The sequence below is a fragment of the Qipengyuania sp. ASV99 genome, from assembly GCF_047872805.1.
Lineage (GTDB): Bacteria > Pseudomonadota > Alphaproteobacteria > Sphingomonadales > Sphingomonadaceae > Erythrobacter.
In genome coordinates this window covers 86,003-102,949 of the sequence record NZ_JBLQUK010000007.1, presented here as the reverse complement: position 1 = coordinate 102,949, position 16,947 = coordinate 86,003, and the positions used below count along the sequence as shown (strand labels likewise).

Genomic DNA, 16,947 nt, shown 5'->3' with positions numbered 1-16,947 from the left:
GTCTACCGTTTGATCGGGAACACCCGGCCATAGGTCAGACAGCGCCACAACCATTCGAGCGGACCATAGCGGAACCGTTCCAGCCACGGCTTTGACCACGCCAACATCAGTACCCATGTCATCGCGGTGACTAGATAGAGCTGCGGGCGGTTCAATTCGCCATACAATCCCAGCGCCCAGCCGTGAAACACAATCAGCATCACGATCGACGTGCCCAGATAATTGGTGAACGCCGCGCGTCCTGCGGCGCGCACCCGCTCCGCCAGCCAGCCGGTCCAGCCCGGTGAATAGGTCACCAGCAGCGCCGCAATCCCCAGCACCATGGCGAGTCTCGGCAGCGGGCTCCATCCGATAAAAGCGGCCAGCGTGCCGTAATAGCTGAACCCGCCTGCCTGCATCACCAGGCCGATCGCCAGATGCACCGCTGCGCCCAGCGCAAGCCCGGTCCAACCCCACATCTTCATCTTGCGCGGATCGAACGCCCCGCTGAAAAAGCCAAAGCGGTACAACGCCACACCCAGCAGCATCAGCGGCAAGGTTTCCAATGAAAACAGTATGAGGTTGGTAAGCGGTTCGGACCATTGTTCGGTCACCCGGTATTGCACGATCCCGGCATAATCACCCGAGCGGATCAATTCGCTCTGAACAGCGGATTCGGCAATGGTTTCGGCCTTTTGCGTGACCAGGTCTTCGCGCATTTCAGATAGCCCTTCGGCCTCACCCAGCGAAGTTTCAGCCACAAGATAGGGCAATGACATGAACGACGCGTAGAACAACACGCCAAAGACATAGCCGATCAGCCCAGTCCAGAATTGCGCCTTTGGCCCCCAGCGCAAGCAGGGGACCACCACAAATCCGACGACAGCATAATAAAACAGAATATCGCCCGGCCAGATCAGGTAGAAATGGATCATCCCGAACAGCATCAGGATGAACAATCGCCACATCTGCCGCCAGCGCGTACCGCCGCGCGCCCAGGTGCGCTCCATGAACAGATACAGCCCCGCGCCGAACAGCAGCGTAAACAGCCCGCGCATCTTGCCATCGACAGCCACGAATTGCGCGATCCACTGCCAGCCGCCCGGATCACCAGCGGGAACCAGAAAGCCATCGGGATACATATAGGCAGTAAAAGGCTGGCCAAACGCAACGATGTTCGCCGCAAGGATGCCCATCACGGCAATGCCACGAATGAAATCGAGGCTGCTGATACGCTCCGCCGCACTGACGGGAGCAAAGTCTCTTGCCGCATCGGAGTGCAGATCTTTGTCCGCCGCGTGTGGAATAGTGCTCATCAAATTTTCCCCGTGTCGCCCTGCCAGACTGTTAGCAGGCAAGGCGATCCGGGAAAGGGATTATCTGACGAAGGGCGCGCGAGGATCGCGCGGCGGCTTCAGCTGTTGCCCGCAACCAAGCAGGCCTGACCGCTGCGTTTCAGAGCGTCGCAGGCGCTTTGCGCTTCGGCGCGGCTGGTAAAACCCACGGCTTGCAGACGGGTCACATTGCCGCCGGGAACCAGCGCTTTTTGCGTGCCAGCCAGCGCGGGGTTCGATGCCAGCTGCGACCACAACCGGTCGGCATTGCCGCGCACACCGAATGCGCCAAGCTGAACGCGCCAATTGCCGTTCATCCGCGCTGCGGGGCTGGTTTGGGCCAGAGCAGGCGGCGACAGGCGTTCACGCGTCCCTTGCGGGCTTGGCTCGACCGGACGGGAAACCGCTGCGACGCGCACGGGAGCGGGAGCGGCAGCAGGGACTGCAACCGGTGCAGGTGCCGGACGCGCTGTTTGCTGCGTGCCGAGATCGACCGCAGCCAGCTCTGCCGAGCGGCGCTGCGCGGCGGCTTCATCCAATTGCCGGGCCAGCGATTGCGCCTGCTGACGCTGGGTCAGAGGCACATATTGATCCATCTGCGCCAAAGCTGTGCTCGCCTGGGGCAGGCCTGCGCCATTGGCCAATGTCAGATAAGCATAGGCGCGCACCCAATCTTTCTCGGCAAAATCGGCGTTGAAATGCGCTAGGCCCAGAACATATTGCGCGCGCGGATCACCGCGTTCGGCTGCCGCCTTTATAAGCGGCATGGCCCTGTCCTGTTCGCCCTGCTGAAACAGCAGGAGTCCGTAATTGTCAGCGGCCTTGATATGCCCCTTGTCCGCAGCCTGCGCGTAGAGATCGCGCGCACGGTTCACGTCCGCTTCGACCCCGCGTCCCAGCCGGTATGCCTGCGCCAGATTGAACAGCGCATCGGCATCGCCGGTTTGCGCCGGACCCTGCCATTCGGCGATGGCGGCAGCATAATCTCCGGCGCTCCACGCATCGACCCCGGCCTTGACGTCGGCGGCGGCCGGCACAGCAGCGCTGGCCATGAATGCAACACCCACACCGGCGGCGAGGCGAACAAGAGACGAGCGAATTGAACGGTTTGCCATGGAAAGGCTCTCCTTTGGGCATATCATCACAGGCATCATAGCGGAGGAATGGTTAGAATTTCGTTGCCGTTCGATCAGCACAGTCTCGCAGCCGCGCACTCCAGACATGCCAGCCACCTTTCTGCGTCGCGCAGGTCCATTTGCCGCCACCGACAGAGACAAATTGCGGACTTGGGCAAGGCACTTGTTAACTCAAAATTAGGGGTAGTCTGCGATCCCCTCCCCATCCAGTCGCATTTGGGCGGCGAAACAGGTCTAATTTCAGGGGGACCAATCGTTGCGTGTACTCGCTTTGGCATCGCAGAAAGGCGGATCGGGGAAAACGACCCTATCCGGACATCTCGCCGTTCAGGCCCAGCGCGCTGGTGCTGGCCCGGTGGTCCTGATCGATATCGACCCGCAAGGTTCGCTGGCTGATTGGTGGAACGAACGCGAAGCGGAATATCCCGCCTTTGCGCAAACCACCGTTTCACGGCTCGCGAATGACCTCTCCGTGCTGCGTCAGCAGGGTTTCAAGCTGGCTGTTATTGATACGCCCCCTGCGATCACCATGGCGATCCAGTCGGTGATCGGCGTTGCCGAACTGATCGTCGTTCCGACCCGTCCCAGCCCGCACGATCTGCGTGCAGTCGGCGCTACGGTCGATCTGTGCGAGCGCGCGGGCAAGCCGCTGGTGTTCGTTGTCAACGCTGCCACGCCCAAGGCCAAAATCACATCGGAAGCCGCGGTTGCGCTGTCGCAGCATGGCACGGTTGCGCCGATCACTTTGCACCACCGCACCGATTTCGCCGCTTCGATGATCGATGGCCGCACGGTAATGGAAGTCGATCCCGAAGGACGCTCTGCTGCGGAAATCACCGCGCTGTGGAAATATATTTCCGACCGTCTCGAAAAGAATTTCCGCCGGACCGTGTTTGCGGCCCCTGGCACCAATCCCCAGGCGCAGGCCAATGGGGTGCACCGTCCCGCTGGCGGCTTTGGCCGCCGGGTGGCCCAGTAAAGGGCCGCCCGCCATGTCCGATGCCAGCTTTGCCTCGCTAGGACCGACGTTGCTTGCTCGCAAGGGCGGCGCGAAACCGGCCATGCGTCCGCAATGGGGCGCGATGCCCGAAGCCGTCGCTGACGAACAGCTCGAGGATCTCGGCTGGAACGATATGGGCGATGCGGATGGTGATACGTCACCTTCTGACGATGCTGGCGCGCAAATCGTCTCGATCAACAGGGGCGTCCTGCGCGAAGCCAACGATGATCTTGTGCCCGCAGAAGCGGTCGAAAGCGCTTTGATCAAAGCCAAACCTGCGCCGCGAAAAACTGCGCCAGCCGACCAGAACCGACCCGCCAAATCATCCCGTTCCAGCCGCAATGCACACCGCGCGGCTTTCACGCTGCGGCTCGACACCGAACGTCACCTCAAATTGCGCCTCGCCGCCACCATGCAAGGCATGAGCGCGCAGTCACTGGTGACCGAAGCCCTCGACGCAATGCTCGCCGGAATCGACGATCTCGATTCAATCGCTGCGCGAATGCACCGCAATTGACACAAGAAATGACCGCTCAACCGCACAAGACCGCAGAATATCATGGTTAATTTAGGGGAAATGCACATGGCCCGCCTTCAACAAGGCTCTCGCAAGAGCAACAGCAACGGCCCGAAACTTGCCCTGTTTGTAAGCTCAGCGCTTGCCAGCATGGCTCTGGCCGGTTGCACCGCAGCCGCTCCTCCGGCGCAAACCTCCTTTGCCAAAGCGCAGGCAGCGCTGCAGGATGGCAAAGTCGACAGCGCGATTACCCATGCTGAGGCTGCTGTTCTGGCCGAACCGCGCAATGCCGGTTACCGCGCGATGCTTGGCGCGGCCTATCTCGAAGCTGGGCGATTCCAATCTGCCAGCACCGCCTTTGGCGAAGCGATCGAACTGGGCGATAGCGATGCACGCACCGTGCTCAGCTTTGCCCTGACCAAGGTTGCCCTGGGCGAAAATTCAACCGCGCTCGCCAAGCTTTCCGAATTTGAAACCGTCATTCCAGCTGTTGATCTGGGCCTCGCCATGGCGCTCGCAGGTCAGCCGGAGCGCGGTGTGCATTACCTTGTCAACGCGGTGCGCAACGGTGAAAGCAGCGCCAAGTCGCGCCAGAACCTTGCCTATGCCTATGCGCTTTCGGGCAATTGGCGCGCGGCCCGCGTGATGGCCGCCGAAGATGTGCCAGCCGACCAGCTTGACGCCCGCCTGTCCGATTGGGCGGCCACCGCCCGCCCCGAAGATTACCAGACCCGAGTCGCCAATCTGCTGGGTGTGACCCCCATCAGCGACGGCGGCGCGCCGCAATATCTGGCGCTCGCCAACTTCCCCAGCCAGCCGATGCTGGTGGCTGAGGCGCAGGAAATGCGCGCCGCAGCAGAGCGCAGCGAGGGCGCCACCGAACTCGCCGCCGCACAGCCAAGCCAGGCCGAAGCATTGGCCTGGGGCATCAGCGATATCGACACCGCATCGGCGGATATGCCGTCGCGTGTTTCCAGCTATGTGGCCGCTGCTCCGGCTGCTGCGCCAGTCACAGCGGCAGCCGCTCCTGCGCCAACCCCAACCGCCGCGCCGCGCACGGTCACGCCGCGCGTGTCGGGCAGTGCAGCAACCGCCGCTGCTGCTGCGACCGCAATGGCCGCAGCCCCTTCGCGCGGCGCGCCGCGGTTTGTTTCCAACGCCGTGGTGCAGAATGTGCAAGCCGCTTCTGCTGAAAGCCGCGCGCCTACCCGTGTTCCCGCTCGCGCCGCAGCGCCTGCACCGCAGCAACGCATGGCGGTTGCGCAAGGTGCCGCTGCAACGCATCTGGTCCAACTCGGCAGCTTTGAAAGCCGCAACGTCGCCGAAGCCAAGTGGAGAGAATTCCAGCGCCGCTTCCCGCAGCTTGCCAATCATGATGTTGTGATTACCGAAGCGCGAGTTAACGGAGGCACCTTCTTCCGCGTCGCCGCCGCCGGTTTCGGCAATTCTTCGGCGCGGTCAATGTGCAATTCGGTCAAGTCAGCCGGTGTCGGATGCTTCGCCTATGCCGCCTCCAGCCCGCCCGCGGGCGCGGTTGATCGCGGTGTTCGGATCGCGGCCCGGACACGATAAGAACTTCCTGCTCAATTGTTGAGCTATAGCGAAACTGCTCCCGGTGGCTCATGCTTCCGGGAGCTTTTTGCATAGGGCTGCAAATGCGGCAGCTCACTGCAGGGTCAGATGACCACTCCGCCCTTGATCAGGGCGCGCACCCTGCCCTGTGCGCCCTGCCGGTCAAACGGCGTGTTGTCGGCGGTGGCTGCCATCCTGCGGCGATCAATAACCCACGGCGCGTCAGGGTCGATCACGGCAATGTCTGCCTCGCGCCCGGCTTCGATCACCCCGGCGGGGACGCCTAGCAATTCCGCCGGTCTGGCAGCCAGCAGTTCGAAGGCTCGCGTGATCCCGATAACCTCATCGCGGACCAGATTGAGCACCATCGCCAGCAGTGTCTCTGCCCCAGCCATGCCCGGCGCGGCATCGGCAAAGGGCAGCCGCTTGTCCTCTGCCCCGCGCGGATCGTGCCCGCTGGCAATCACATCCACCGTCCCGTCGGCAATCGCCGCGCGCGCCGCCTGACGGTCCGCCTCACAGCGCAACGGCGGCGAAAGCCGCGCAAAGGTGCGGAAATCTGCGGTAGCAAGATCCGACAGCATAAAATGCGCAGGGGTGATGCCGCAGGTAACCATTAGCCCGCGTGCCTTGGCCGTGCGGATCAGATCGAACCCGGCAGCGGTCGTGACCTGACGGAAGTGCACGCGGGCGCCGCATATTTCGGACAGCGCAATATCGCGGGCAAGCGCCAGCGCTTCCGCTTCTGCCGGGGCGCTAGGCAGACCCAGCCGGGTGGCAATTTCTCCTGAAGTGGCCACCGCGCCGCCGACCAGTCCGCCATCTTCCGGGTGAGCAACCACCACCAGATCAAGCATCGCGGCATATTGCAGCAGCCGCAGCATCACGCCGCTATCCGCAATCCAGCGGCGTCCGGTTGCGACCCCTCTCGCCCCGGCGTCGCGCATCAGCGCGATCTCTGCGAGTTCGACCCCTTCAAGACCCCGCGTCGCTGCGGCGAGCGGATGAACCCAGAGATCAGGCTTTCCGCTTTTGGCAATGAAATTGACCCGGCTGGGGTAATCGAGCGGCGGCGATTGGTCTGGCATCAAGGCCGCGCGGGTGATCCCGCCAAAATGAAACGCGGGCTTGTCCACGGCAAAGACACCGAAATCGACTATGCCCGGTGCGATCAACTTGCCCTTGGCATCAAGCACGTCGTCTTGCGGCTGTGCGGAGACATCCGGCCCCTCAGCCTCAATCCGGCCATCGACCAGCCGCACCGCGCCCGCCGAAACTCCGCCGGGAGTGACCACTTGCCCGCCGATAATTGTGAGCGGCCGCGCCTGCTTCATGCCCAGCCCTCCACACCGCGCGCGCTGCGGGTCAGCACATCAAGACAAGCCATGCGGATCGCGACGCCCATTTCCACCTGCTGTGTGATGATCGAGCGGTCGGGCAAATCGGCTACCTCGCTGTCGATTTCGATTCCGCGGTTCATCGGGCCGGGATGCATCACCAGAGCATCTGGCGCGGCGCGCTCCAGCCGCGCCTTGGTAAGGCCATAGAGGCGGCGATATTCACGTGCCGAGGGAATGAACTGCCCTGCCATCCGCTCCGATTGCAGCCGCAGCATCATCACCGCGTCGCAGCCCTCCAACGCGGCATCGAAATCATGGAACGGCTGCGCGCCCATAGCCTCTACCCCGGCAGGCATCAGCGCGGGCGGCGAACACAGCCGCACGCTCGCGCCCAGTGCTTGGAGGCACAGAATGTTGGAACGCGCCACCCGGCTGTGTAGAATATCGCCGCAGATCGTTACGATGCGTCCGGTGAAATCCTCTGCATGCTCGCCGCGCAGCGCCAGCGCCGTGCGCAGGGCCAAGGCATCGAGCAGTGCCTGCGTCGGGTGTTCGTGGCTGCCATCGCCCGCATTGAGCACCGGGCAATCGACCTTGTCCGCGATCAACTGCGTCGCTCCGCTTGAACCGTGCCGGATCACAATCGCATCCGCGCGCATCGCATTCAGTGTGATCGCTGTATCGATCAGCGTCTCGCCCTTCTTCACGCTTGAGGTGGCGGCGTGCATATTGACGACATCGGCGCCCAGCCGCTTTCCCGCGATCTCGAAACTTAAAAGTGTGCGGGTCGATGCTTCGAAGAACGCGTTGATGATGGTGAGCCCGCCGAGCAACGCGACATGCTTCGCGCTTTGCCGGTTCAATTCGACCCATTGCTGTGCAGAAGCGAGCAAATAAAGAATTTCATGCCGTTCCAACCGGCTGATCGCCGTCAGATCGCGGTGCGGGAATGCGTGACGGCCAGCAGGAAAGCGGCCATTTTCAGCGGAAGTCGTCGATTTTTCCATCAAGGCCCCAAAAGCTGCAATGCCCTTAGTCGAGCCGTGCCTGTCGCTCAACCCATACAAGCACCCTTCTCCCATGGAAGTTTGCACCATGCGCGCCTATGTCGGTTCGGTCCAACTCGCGCGCAGTCACAGGAAAACCGCAAATCATGAGCTTCATTGGCAAAGCATGGAAAGTCATCGTCGGGATCAAGGATGGGCTGGTCCTGATTTTCATGCTGCTGTTTTTCCTCGCGCTGTTCGCCGCGCTTTCGGCCACCCCCAACCCCGGTCAGGTGCGCGAAGGCGCACTGTATATCGACCTGTCGGGATATGTGGTTGAAGAACGCACCGAGGTCGATCCCTTCGCCGTCCTGCTCAGCGGCAGCGCCCCGCCGGTCGAACATCAGGCCCGCGACCTGGTCCGCGCGCTCGACGCGGCGGCCAGCGATGACCGGATCAAGGCAGTGGTGATCGACATGACCACTTTTATCGGCGGCGGGCAGGTCCATCTGCAAGCCATTGGCGAGGCGATGGACCGTGTGCGCAAAACCGAAAAGCCGGTGCTGACCTATGCCATCGGTTACAGCGATGATCACATGCTTCTGGCCGCCCACGCCAGCGAGGTCTGGGCCGATCCGCTCGGCGGCGCGTTGATCGCGGGACCGGGCGGCAGCAACCTTTATTATGCAAGTCTGCTCAAAAAGCTGAACGTCAACACCCGCGTCTACCGCGTCGGAGAATTCAAATCGGCGGTCGAACCCTATATCCTCAACGCTCCGTCAGATGCCGCGCGGGAAAATCTGGCGAGCCTGTATGGCGCGCTGTGGGAGGAATGGCAGGCGAACGTTAAAAAGGCGCGGCCTGCGCTCGCGCTCGACCGGGTGACAAGCGATCCGGTCGCGTGGATCGAGGCTTCGTCTGGCGATCTCGCAAAGGCGGCGCTGGAAGCGGGGCTGGTCGACAAACTGGGCGACCGCGTGGAATTTGGTACGCGCGTCGCAGAGATTGCCGGCGAGGATGACTGGAGCAAATTGCCCGGTGCCTATGCCAAAAGCGATCTTGCCCCGTTCCTTGCCGATGTCGGACCCGGCACGGGCAATTCGGGCAATGACATCCTGATCGTGACGGTCGCGGGCACCATCGTCGACGGCGATGCCGGGCCGGGCGTCGCGGGCGGCACCAGGATCGCCAATCTGCTGGACGAGGCAATCGCGGATGACGGAGTCAAGGGATTGGTCGTTCGCGTCGATTCGCCCGGCGGATCGGTGCTTGCCTCCGAAGAGATACGCCGCGCGATTGAACGATACCGTGCCAAGGACATTCCGGTCGCGGTATCCTTTGCCAATGTCGCGGCAAGCGGCGGCTATTGGGTCGCCACCGCAGCCGACCGGATCTTCGCTCAGCCCGAAACGATCACCGGCTCCATTGGCGTTTTCGCCGTGCTGCCGACCTTTGAAAATGCAGCAGCGGACATCGGCGTCACTGCCGATGGGCATCGCACCACGCCGCTTTCGGGACAGCCGGACATCATCGCCGGGCTTTCGCCGGAGGTTGACGCAATCCTGCAAGCGGGTGTGACCGACACCTATGCTGATTTCCTTGCTCATGTTGCCAAATCGCGGGGCATGACTGCAGAGCGGGTTGATACCATCGCGCAAGGCCGCGTCTGGGATGGCGGCGCGGCGCGCAATCTCAAACTGGTCGATCAGTTTGGCGGCACAGACGAAGCGCTGGCATGGGTCGCGGGCAAAGCCGGGCTGAAAGAGGGCGACTGGAACGCGCGCTATCTTGGCACGCAGCAGGCGAATTACAATTCGCTGATCCGGCAATTGGTCAGCAGCGCCGCAGCGCCCGCAGGACAGACGCGCGGCGGCGATCTGTTTGCGATCGCGGCGCGGCAACGCGAAGCTCTGCTTGGCCGGTTAGCCAGCGATGCGCAGCGGCTTGCCGGGACACCGGGCATTCAGGCCTATTGCCTCGAATGTCCCGCTCAGCCCGGCCCGAGCGCGACCAGCACCGTTCAAAGCCGCAATCTGATGGAACTGATCGCCGCGCTGTTCGCCCGCTAGAACGACCGCGAGCATTGGGCTTGCATTGGCAAGCCGAGCGCAGTAGAGGCGCGCGCCTGTCCGGGGTGTTGCTGCCCTACGGACGGGCGCGTAGCTCAGTGGTAGAGCACACCCTTCACACGGGTGGGGTCGCAGGTTCAATCCCTGCCGCGCCCACCATCTTTTCAAGCACTTAGATGGCAAGATGGCCCCAAAAGTTCAGCCAAAATTTTCCCGGGGTACGATAGGGGTAGTCTCGAACTTTTTTCTTCGGCCCCCTTACGCCATCGCGACAAGCTCACGAAAATCCGTCTCCCGCAGAATGCGGATTGGGGCACCCTTAGCAACTAGCTCCTCCGCCTTGCGGTGCTTCGAGCTCTTCTCGTGGCCCGCCAGCCGCATCACGTCCGTATCGCCAACGACCAGCAGCGTTGTCTTCTTCGTCACGCCGGAACCGACCTCGCAACCGACCGACGCGGCTAAGTCAGCCGCCTCGCTTCGAGGGATCGCCAGTGCTCCGGTAAATACGATCACCTCGCCATACAACGACCCATCGGCGTTGCCGTCGCGCCGGACGGCGGCACCCGAGCTACCGCTCGAGGGGTCGATGGGCTGGGCGACCCGCGCCAGCCAGCCGTCGAGGTCGAGCCCCGTCCTCTCCATCGCAGCGAGCATCACGTGCCCGGCCGCCTTCGCGTCCTCCAAGGCGTTGTGGTGCTCGAACTCATACCCAATCAGGCGGCAGACATTGGCGAGACCGTATCCGCTGCTCGCGCATTCTTCCCAAGCGCGCCGCGCGACCCGGGCCGAATCAAGCCAAGTACAGACAGGCACCGCGACCTCCCATTTACCGGAGGCTTGATGCGTGGCCACCCGGTCGAAGTGGGTGTGGGTCACGGTCACGGCATCTTTCAGCATCGCGTGGAGCGTCCCGGCCGCCTCACCGTAGGTCGGTGCGCCGCGCACCATCCCCTCGTCTATGCCGTGGATAGAGACGTTAATTCCATCGAAGTAATCGCGCGGGTCAATCAAAGAGTACCACTCGTCAGCGACTTTCCCGTTCTCGAAGCGAACAGCCCCAATCGAGCATATCGACGCCATATCAGCGTTCGCGGTCTCAACATCTATCGCGACAAAATTCATATTGCGGCCCCCGAGAATCACCAACCCAATACAATTAGGTAGCGCAAAACCCATCACTGGTTAACGGGCGAGGAGACCCCCTCCCCCCACGAGCACAATATTTCCTCTCGTGTTTCCCTTTCGTTCCCGACCTGCTAGGCAGAGACAACAGGAGGAAGGCCTATGGCGGGCAGCGATTTCGACAGGTCAGTTTCGATGCAGTGTTCGACGTGCGGGGGCACGCAATTCGAGCACGAGGCGGAGACGCGGAGCTCCCGGACGAGAGCGTCCGCGATCTCGAGACGGCCGCCGCGTGGCGCAACCAGCTTCTCGAGCCGCTTGTCGGTCAGCCGCTCCCGGCCCCGCTGTTCCTCGACCTTCTCCTCTTCCATAACTGTCGCCATAGCACGTTTCTCCTTCCGGGGTAGCCCCGGGGTAGCGAACCACCCCGGTTTCGGCAGGTCCCTATCGGACCCGCCCGGAAGGTCGCTATCCCCAACCCCTCGGAAAATCGAGGCTTTTTTCGTGACGCAAGACCTAGCCGGAAAGGGTAGCTAGGCCTTCACACGGGTGGGGTCGCAAGTTCAATCCTTGCCGCGCCCACCATGATTTCAATGTGGCTTTCGCGCTTTCAGCGGGCGGATCTGGCTATGGTCAGCGCTTCGGCAGCGAGGCGGGTTATCCGGGTGTAGTCTTCGGCTTCGACCGCGTCGGGCGGCGTCAGCCAGCTCCCGCCGCAGGCGATCACGCTGGGCAAAGCGAGATATTCGGGCAAATTGCTCGCCGAAATCCCGCCGGTGGGCATAAAGCGCATATCGCGGAATACCGCACTGAAGGCTTTCAGCATCGGCACACCGCCCGCCAGACTTGCGGGGAAGAATTTCACTTCGCGCAGGCCCAGTGCATAGGCGCGCTGCACTTCGCCTGCGGTCATTGTGCCGGGGAAAAACGCAATTCCTTCATCGCGGCAATAGATCGCAATTTCATCGACCAGACCGGGCGAAACGATGAATTGTGCGCCGCTGGCCCTGACCGATTTCGCCTGATCCAGCGTCAGAACAGTGCCCGCCCCCACGATCAGCCCCTCTGTCTCGGCCAGGATCGCCTCCATGCCCGCTTGCGCATCGGCGCTGCGCAGCACCACCTCGATCACGGAAAGCCCGCCAGCGGCCAGCGCAGCGGCGGTCTTTACCGCGCGCGCGGGGTCGTTTTCGCCGATCAGCGGAACCACCGGGGCGGCTGCCAGACGCGCGGAAAGATTGGCTGTCATTGAAGTCTCCAGATAAATCCGCCCAACGGGCTCTGCTGTCTTGAACCGGCTTGCGGCCTTCTTGCGAAAATGCCGATCGGGCAGTGACCGCCTACAATGGCTTCGCCCGCGAATGAAGCCAATTGTGGCCCTGCTGCGCCGGATTTGCGAGCGCAAGTGAAAGCTGTAAACATGTCATCCATGGATTTGTTCGATGCTCTCATCGCGGTGCATGTGATTGCCGGTGCCACCGGGCTGATTGCAATCTGGGTCCCGATCCTGACGCGCAAGGGCGCGGCGAGCCATCGCCAATGGGGCCGCATCGCCTGTTATGGCTTTATCGGCGCGGGTGCTTTGGCGGTGGTCATGGCGATGCTGTCGCTTTACGCCCCAGATGGACGCCATCCGACCATCGCCGACCGCAGGGTATTCGAGGGGCTGTTTGTGTGGATGATGCTGTTCCTTGGGCTGCTCACCATTGGCTTTGCTGATTACGGGCTGAGCGTGGTCAGACACGCGCGGCGCAGAGAGGCTTTGCGGCATCCGCGTTATCAGATCGTCATGCTCTGCGTTATCGCATCGGCGCTGTGGTGCGGATATTTTGGCGCGCAGATCGGCAATATGCTGATGATCGCGGTCGCCGGTCTGGGAGTGACCGCGATGGCGTTGCAGCAAGTGTTTGTCTGGCGGACCAATCCCCCCTCGCCGCAGGCCTATGTCGGGGAACATTTCCGCGCGCTGATCGGGATGGGTATTTCGGCCTACACCGCATTCATGTCGGTCGGATTGATCCGCTGGGTGCCTGAGGAAGTTTTTAACCCGGCGATTTGGGCCGGGCCAAGCGTGGTCGGGGTAAGCCTGATTCTCTGGTTCACGCACCAAACAAGCCGCAAGCGCAAATCGCGCGCCCCACTCATATCAGAGGCCCGAGGCTAATACCTAGGGTCAGGACCTAGGACTGACCCCACATCCGCAGCAAATTGGCGATCGTCTTGTCCAGGGTCAGCATCTCAGCCGAACCTGCCGGGCGCGTCTGGCGCAAGGTCGCTCGCAGATTTTCGAGATCGAACAGCAATTCGCGGTGCGCTGGATCGCAGATCATGCTCTCAATCCAGCCCACACAGACCACTCGTGCACCATTTGTAACGGGGCGCACTTCGTGGATGCTGGTGGAGGGATAGAGGATCATCTCTCCCGCCTTACCCTTGATTGTCTGCGTCATGCCCGCCGCATGGACGATCAATTCGCCGCCCTCGTAATTTTCGGGATCGGTGAGGAACAGGGTGAAGGAAATGTCGCTGCGCATGCGCGCATTGCCCGCGCCCATCATGGCATTATCGACATGCGCACCGTAATATCCGCCCACCGGGGTGCGGGCGATCATCGGCGAGGAAATCCGCCGGGGCCGTGCGGCGGCTTTCACCACCGGGTTTTCCGCGATGATCGGCACCAGCAGGTCGCGCATTTTCACCCCGGCGGTGTCATTCATCACCGCCTGTTCGTTGCGTTTGACCGCGCTTGCGGCGCTCCCTGCAGTCGACCGCCCATCGCGCCAGGAAAGGCCCGCCAGCCCGTCTTGCAGCCGGGCAATTACCACTGGGTCCTGTATCGCTGCGATGCTGAGAATCACGCTACGCTCTTGATAATCATTTGCATAAACGCTCCGCCCAGCTAAAGTTCACAGCAACACAGTATCGCTGGAGGAATCGAAATGAAAGCCGAGTTGAAAACATGGGCCGGTCTGGGTCTGGCAACCGCATTGGCGGGCGCGGGACTTGCCGGGTGTTCGGGCGAAGCGGGCGAAGGCGGCGGTTCCGCTCAATCAGCACAAGCGGGCGAGGCTGGCGCTGGAGAGGGCGGCGGCGAAGGCGGTGAAGGTTCGGGCGGCGAAGGCGGGGAAGGCGGCGTTGCCACCGCCGACGCATCCACCGACCCGGTTGTCTATGGCACTGCTTTGGCCGTGGCAGAAGCGCATGTTGTCGCCGCGCGCGATGCCTTTGCCGCTGGTAAGACGGACGCCGCAGCGGAGATGTTTGCGCACCCCGTTTCCGAGGTTTTGCTGGATATGGACCCGGTGTTTACCGAACTGGGCGTCGCCGATTTCAAACCCTTGTTCAGCGAAGCATCCAACGCCGTTCTTGCCGGAGCAAACAAAACCCAGATCAACGCCCGATATGACACCATCATCGCCGCCCTGCGCGCCGCCTCAGCCAAAGCTCCCGATAATGGATCAAGCGAAGGTGCCATTGCGGGCGGAGTGATCGCCGATCAAATCGAGCGCGCAGCCGCGATGTATGCCCGCGCAGCCGAAGGCGATGACTATGGACCCTATCTGGACGGCTACGGTTATTACAAGACCGCGCAGTCCATGTTCGATGCCTTTTCCGCAGCCATCAACGCCGAAAGCAAGCCGCTGCATGACCGGATTGCCAAGGCGCTGGAACTGCTGGCGCAGGCCTATCCGGGGGCTGAGCGTCCGGCAAAGCTTGAGGTTGCGCAGGGGGCCTTGTCGGGCGCATCATCGGGCGTGAAGCTGTCGCTGCCGCAATAGGGGCAAAGCGCTCTTTCAATCAGCGGATGAAGCGGGCATAGGCCCTGCCCATGCATGATATCCGGTTGATCCGAGACGACCCTGATGGGTTTGACAAAGGGCTGGCGCGGCGCGGGGCCGATCCCGTGGCAAAGGGCATTGCCGCGCTCGATGAAGAACGCCGCGCGCTCGCGACCCGGTTGCAAGAAGCGCAGAGCCGCCGCAACGAAGCCTCCAAGGCGATCGGCGCGGCCATGGCCAAGGGCGACAAGGACACCGCCGAAACGCTCAAGGCCGAAGTTGCCGCGATCAAGGCGGAAATGCCCGAGCTGGAAGAACGCGAACGCAAGGTCGCTGACGAGCTGCAAAGCGCGCTGGCAGTGATCCCCAATATCCCCGCCGACGACGTGCCGATGGGCACGGACGAAGCCGGCAATGTCGAAGTGTCGAGCTGGAGTGAGAAACCCGCTTTCGACTTCGAGCCCAAGGAGCACGCCGACATCGCGCCTGCGCTCGGCATGGATTTCGAAACCGGCGCGCTGTTGTCCGGCGCACGCTTCACCTTCCTGCGCGGCGACATTGCAAGGCTCCACCGCGCGCTCGGCCAGTTCATGCTCGACCACCAGACGCGCAACAACGGCTACACCGAATGCGCCCCGCCCGTGCTGGTCAAGGACGAGGCGATGTATGGGACGGACAAGCTGCCAAAGTTTGCCGAGGATAGTTTCCGCACCACCGATGACCGCTGGCTCATCCCCACTTCCGAAGTCCCCCTCACCGCCAGCGTCATGGGCCAGCTGCTTGACGACGCCGCACTCCCGATCCGCCTCACCGCGCTGACCCAGTGTTTCCGCAGCGAAGCGGGCGCGGCGGGGCGCGATACGCGCGGCTTCATCCGCCAGCACCAGTTCGAGAAATGCGAGCTGGTCAGCATCACCCGCCCCGAAGACAGCGAGGCCGAGCATCAGCGCATGTTGAAAGCCGCGACCAGCATTCTTGAAGCGCTTGCACTGCCTTATCGCACCATGTTGCTGTGCACGGGCGACATGGGCTTTGGCGCGCGCAAGACCTACGATCTGGAGGTCTGGCTGCCGGGGCAGAATGCCTACCGGGAGATTTCCTCCTGCTCCAACACTGGCGATTTTCAGGCGCGCCGCATGAACACGCGCTATCGCCCAGACGGTGAAAAGGGCACCCGCTTCGTCCACACGCTCAACGGATCGGGCCTCGCAGTGGGCCGCACGCTGGTCGCGGTGATCGAGAACTACCAACAGTCCGATGGCAGCGTGGTGGTGCCCGAGGTGCTTGCCCCTTACATGGGCGTTGTGACCAGACTGGAGCCTGCAAGCTGATGCGCATCCTTGTAACCAATGACGATGGCTATCACGCCCCTGGTCTCGCCGTACTGGAAGCGATTGCGGCGCAGCTATCCGATGACATCTGGGTCTGCGCCCCGTCCGAGGAACAATCGGGTGCGGGCCACTCGCTGACGCTCAATCGCCCGGTTCGGCTGCAACAATTTGGTGAGCGACGCTTTGCGGTGACGGGCACCCCCACCGACAGCGTGATGATGGGCCTACGCGAAGTGCTGGACAGCCCGCCCGACCTGATCTTGTCCGGGGTCAATCGCGGCGCCAATCTGGGCGATGACGTCACCTATTCGGGCACCGTCTCCGCCGCGATAGAGGGCGCGCTTGCCGGTATCCGCTCGATAGCGCTGAGTCAGGTCTACAGCGCGGAAACACGCGGCAACGACAGCGAATTTTCCGCTGCACGCGAATGGGGGGCAAAGGTGATCCGCCCGCTGCTGGGTGTGCCCTTTGCCGCGCGCACGCTGGTCAACGTCAATTTCCCACCGCGTCCCGCCGAGGCGGTGAAGGGCATCCGCGTGGTGCGTCAGGGCTTTCACGATTATTCGCGCGGCTCGATCGTCGAAGGCCGGGACCCGCGTGGGCACCGCTATTTCTGGTTTGGCCTGCATGCGATTGAACACACGCTCGATCACGGCACCGATCTCGAAGCAATCGACGATGGCTATATTGCGGTGACCCCGCTGCAATTGGACTTTACCCATCATGCGTCGATTGGCGCGATTGCCGAACGTTTTGCCGATCCGGCAGAGGGCTAGATAGCG

General features: G+C 62.5%; 16 protein-coding genes and 1 tRNA gene. 9 read left to right on the top strand and 8 right to left on the bottom strand.

Annotated elements, in window-relative coordinates:
- Window positions 1–2: 2 nt before the first annotated feature.
- Both ACM64M_RS09755 and ACM64M_RS09750 read right to left on the bottom strand, forming a co-directional pair.
- Complete coding sequence (locus ACM64M_RS09755) at window positions 3–1,295, bottom strand: DUF418 domain-containing protein (protein WP_416228496.1); 1,293 nt, start codon at window positions 1,293–1,295, stop codon at window positions 3–5.
- 98 nt (window positions 1,296–1,393) lie between these two features.
- A complete protein-coding gene (locus tag ACM64M_RS09750; protein WP_416228495.1) occupies window positions 1,394–2,428 on the bottom strand; it encodes an SPOR domain-containing protein in 1,035 nt (344 codons plus the stop codon).
- A 277-nt stretch (window positions 2,429–2,705) separates the two neighbouring features.
- Between ACM64M_RS09750 and ACM64M_RS09745 the strand changes: the two genes are divergently transcribed.
- The 3 genes from ACM64M_RS09745 (at window position 2,706) to ACM64M_RS09735 (ending at window position 5,538) form a co-directional block, all read left to right on the top strand.
- Window positions 2,706–3,428 carry an AAA family ATPase gene (locus ACM64M_RS09745; protein ID WP_416228494.1) on the top strand — a complete coding sequence of 241 codons (723 nt, stop codon included), beginning with the start codon at window positions 2,706–2,708 and terminating at the stop codon, window positions 3,426–3,428.
- Window positions 3,379–3,966, top strand: a complete 588-nt coding sequence (locus ACM64M_RS09740) for a hypothetical protein (protein ID WP_416228493.1) — start codon at window positions 3,379–3,381, stop codon at window positions 3,964–3,966. Before ACM64M_RS09745 ends, ACM64M_RS09740 begins: the two co-directional genes overlap by 50 nt.
- Window positions 3,967–4,032: 66 nt before the next feature.
- Window positions 4,033–5,538, top strand: coding sequence for an SPOR domain-containing protein (locus ACM64M_RS09735; RefSeq protein ID WP_416228492.1), 1,506 nt, complete (start codon window positions 4,033–4,035; stop codon window positions 5,536–5,538).
- 104 nt (window positions 5,539–5,642) lie between these two features.
- On the opposite strand, the gene ACM64M_RS09730 is transcribed toward ACM64M_RS09735, so the two are convergent.
- Both ACM64M_RS09730 and ACM64M_RS09725 read right to left on the bottom strand, forming a co-directional pair.
- Window positions 5,643–6,872, bottom strand: a complete 1,230-nt coding sequence (locus tag ACM64M_RS09730) for a dihydroorotase (protein WP_416228491.1) — start codon at window positions 6,870–6,872, stop codon at window positions 5,643–5,645.
- A complete protein-coding gene (locus tag ACM64M_RS09725) occupies window positions 6,869–7,885 on the bottom strand; it encodes an aspartate carbamoyltransferase catalytic subunit (RefSeq protein ID WP_416228490.1) in 1,017 nt (338 codons plus the stop codon). The genes ACM64M_RS09730 and ACM64M_RS09725 overlap by 4 nt, the downstream gene beginning before the upstream one ends.
- A 146-nt stretch (window positions 7,886–8,031) precedes the next feature.
- On the opposite strand from ACM64M_RS09725, the gene sppA reads away from it, so the two are divergent.
- Window positions 8,032–9,933: a signal peptide peptidase SppA gene (gene sppA / locus ACM64M_RS09720; RefSeq protein ID WP_416228489.1), complete on the top strand. Its 1,902-nt coding sequence runs from the start codon at window positions 8,032–8,034 to the stop codon at window positions 9,931–9,933.
- A gap of 84 nt (window positions 9,934–10,017) precedes the next feature.
- Window positions 10,018–10,092, top strand: a tRNA-Val gene (locus ACM64M_RS09715).
- Between the two features lie 99 nt (window positions 10,093–10,191).
- Here the strand turns inward: ACM64M_RS09715 and ACM64M_RS09710 are convergent.
- From ACM64M_RS09710 to eda, 3 genes are all read right to left on the bottom strand, one after another.
- A complete protein-coding gene (locus ACM64M_RS09710; protein ID WP_416228488.1) occupies window positions 10,192–11,055 on the bottom strand; it encodes an exonuclease domain-containing protein in 864 nt (287 codons plus the stop codon).
- A gap of 134 nt (window positions 11,056–11,189) precedes the next feature.
- On the bottom strand, window positions 11,190–11,438 hold the full coding sequence (locus ACM64M_RS09705) for a hypothetical protein (RefSeq protein ID WP_416228487.1): 249 nt from the start codon (window positions 11,436–11,438) through the stop codon (window positions 11,190–11,192).
- Between the two features lie 227 nt (window positions 11,439–11,665).
- Entirely contained in the window at window positions 11,666–12,304 is a 639-nt protein-coding gene (gene eda, locus ACM64M_RS09700) for a bifunctional 4-hydroxy-2-oxoglutarate aldolase/2-dehydro-3-deoxy-phosphogluconate aldolase (RefSeq protein WP_416228486.1), read from the bottom strand.
- Window positions 12,305–12,484: 180 nt separating this feature from the next.
- Here eda and ACM64M_RS09695 point away from each other — a divergent pair, with 180 nt between their 5' ends.
- Window positions 12,485–13,219 carry a hypothetical protein gene (locus tag ACM64M_RS09695; RefSeq protein ID WP_416228485.1) on the top strand — a complete coding sequence of 245 codons (735 nt, stop codon included), beginning with the start codon at window positions 12,485–12,487 and terminating at the stop codon, window positions 13,217–13,219.
- Between the two features lie 16 nt (window positions 13,220–13,235).
- On the opposite strand, the gene ACM64M_RS09690 is transcribed toward ACM64M_RS09695, so the two are convergent.
- Window positions 13,236–13,913 carry a Fe2+-dependent dioxygenase gene (locus tag ACM64M_RS09690; protein ID WP_416228484.1) on the bottom strand — a complete coding sequence of 226 codons (678 nt, stop codon included), beginning with the start codon at window positions 13,911–13,913 and terminating at the stop codon, window positions 13,236–13,238.
- 81 nt (window positions 13,914–13,994) lie between these two features.
- Between ACM64M_RS09690 and ACM64M_RS09685 the strand changes: the two genes are divergently transcribed.
- Genes ACM64M_RS09685 through surE form a run of 3 tightly spaced genes read left to right on the top strand, consistent with a single transcriptional unit; the run spans window position 13,995 to window position 16,941 of the window.
- Entirely contained in the window at window positions 13,995–14,834 is an 840-nt protein-coding gene (locus ACM64M_RS09685; RefSeq protein WP_416228483.1) for a hypothetical protein, read from the top strand.
- Between the two features lie 50 nt (window positions 14,835–14,884).
- Window positions 14,885–16,165 (top strand): serine--tRNA ligase, encoded by a 1,281-nt coding sequence (gene serS, locus ACM64M_RS09680; protein WP_416228482.1) that lies wholly within the window; start codon window positions 14,885–14,887, stop codon window positions 16,163–16,165.
- Window positions 16,165–16,941: a 5'/3'-nucleotidase SurE gene (gene surE, locus ACM64M_RS09675; RefSeq protein ID WP_416228481.1), complete on the top strand. Its 777-nt coding sequence runs from the start codon at window positions 16,165–16,167 to the stop codon at window positions 16,939–16,941. Before serS ends, surE begins: the two co-directional genes overlap by 1 nt.
- The last annotated feature ends 6 nt before the right edge of the window (window positions 16,942–16,947 follow it).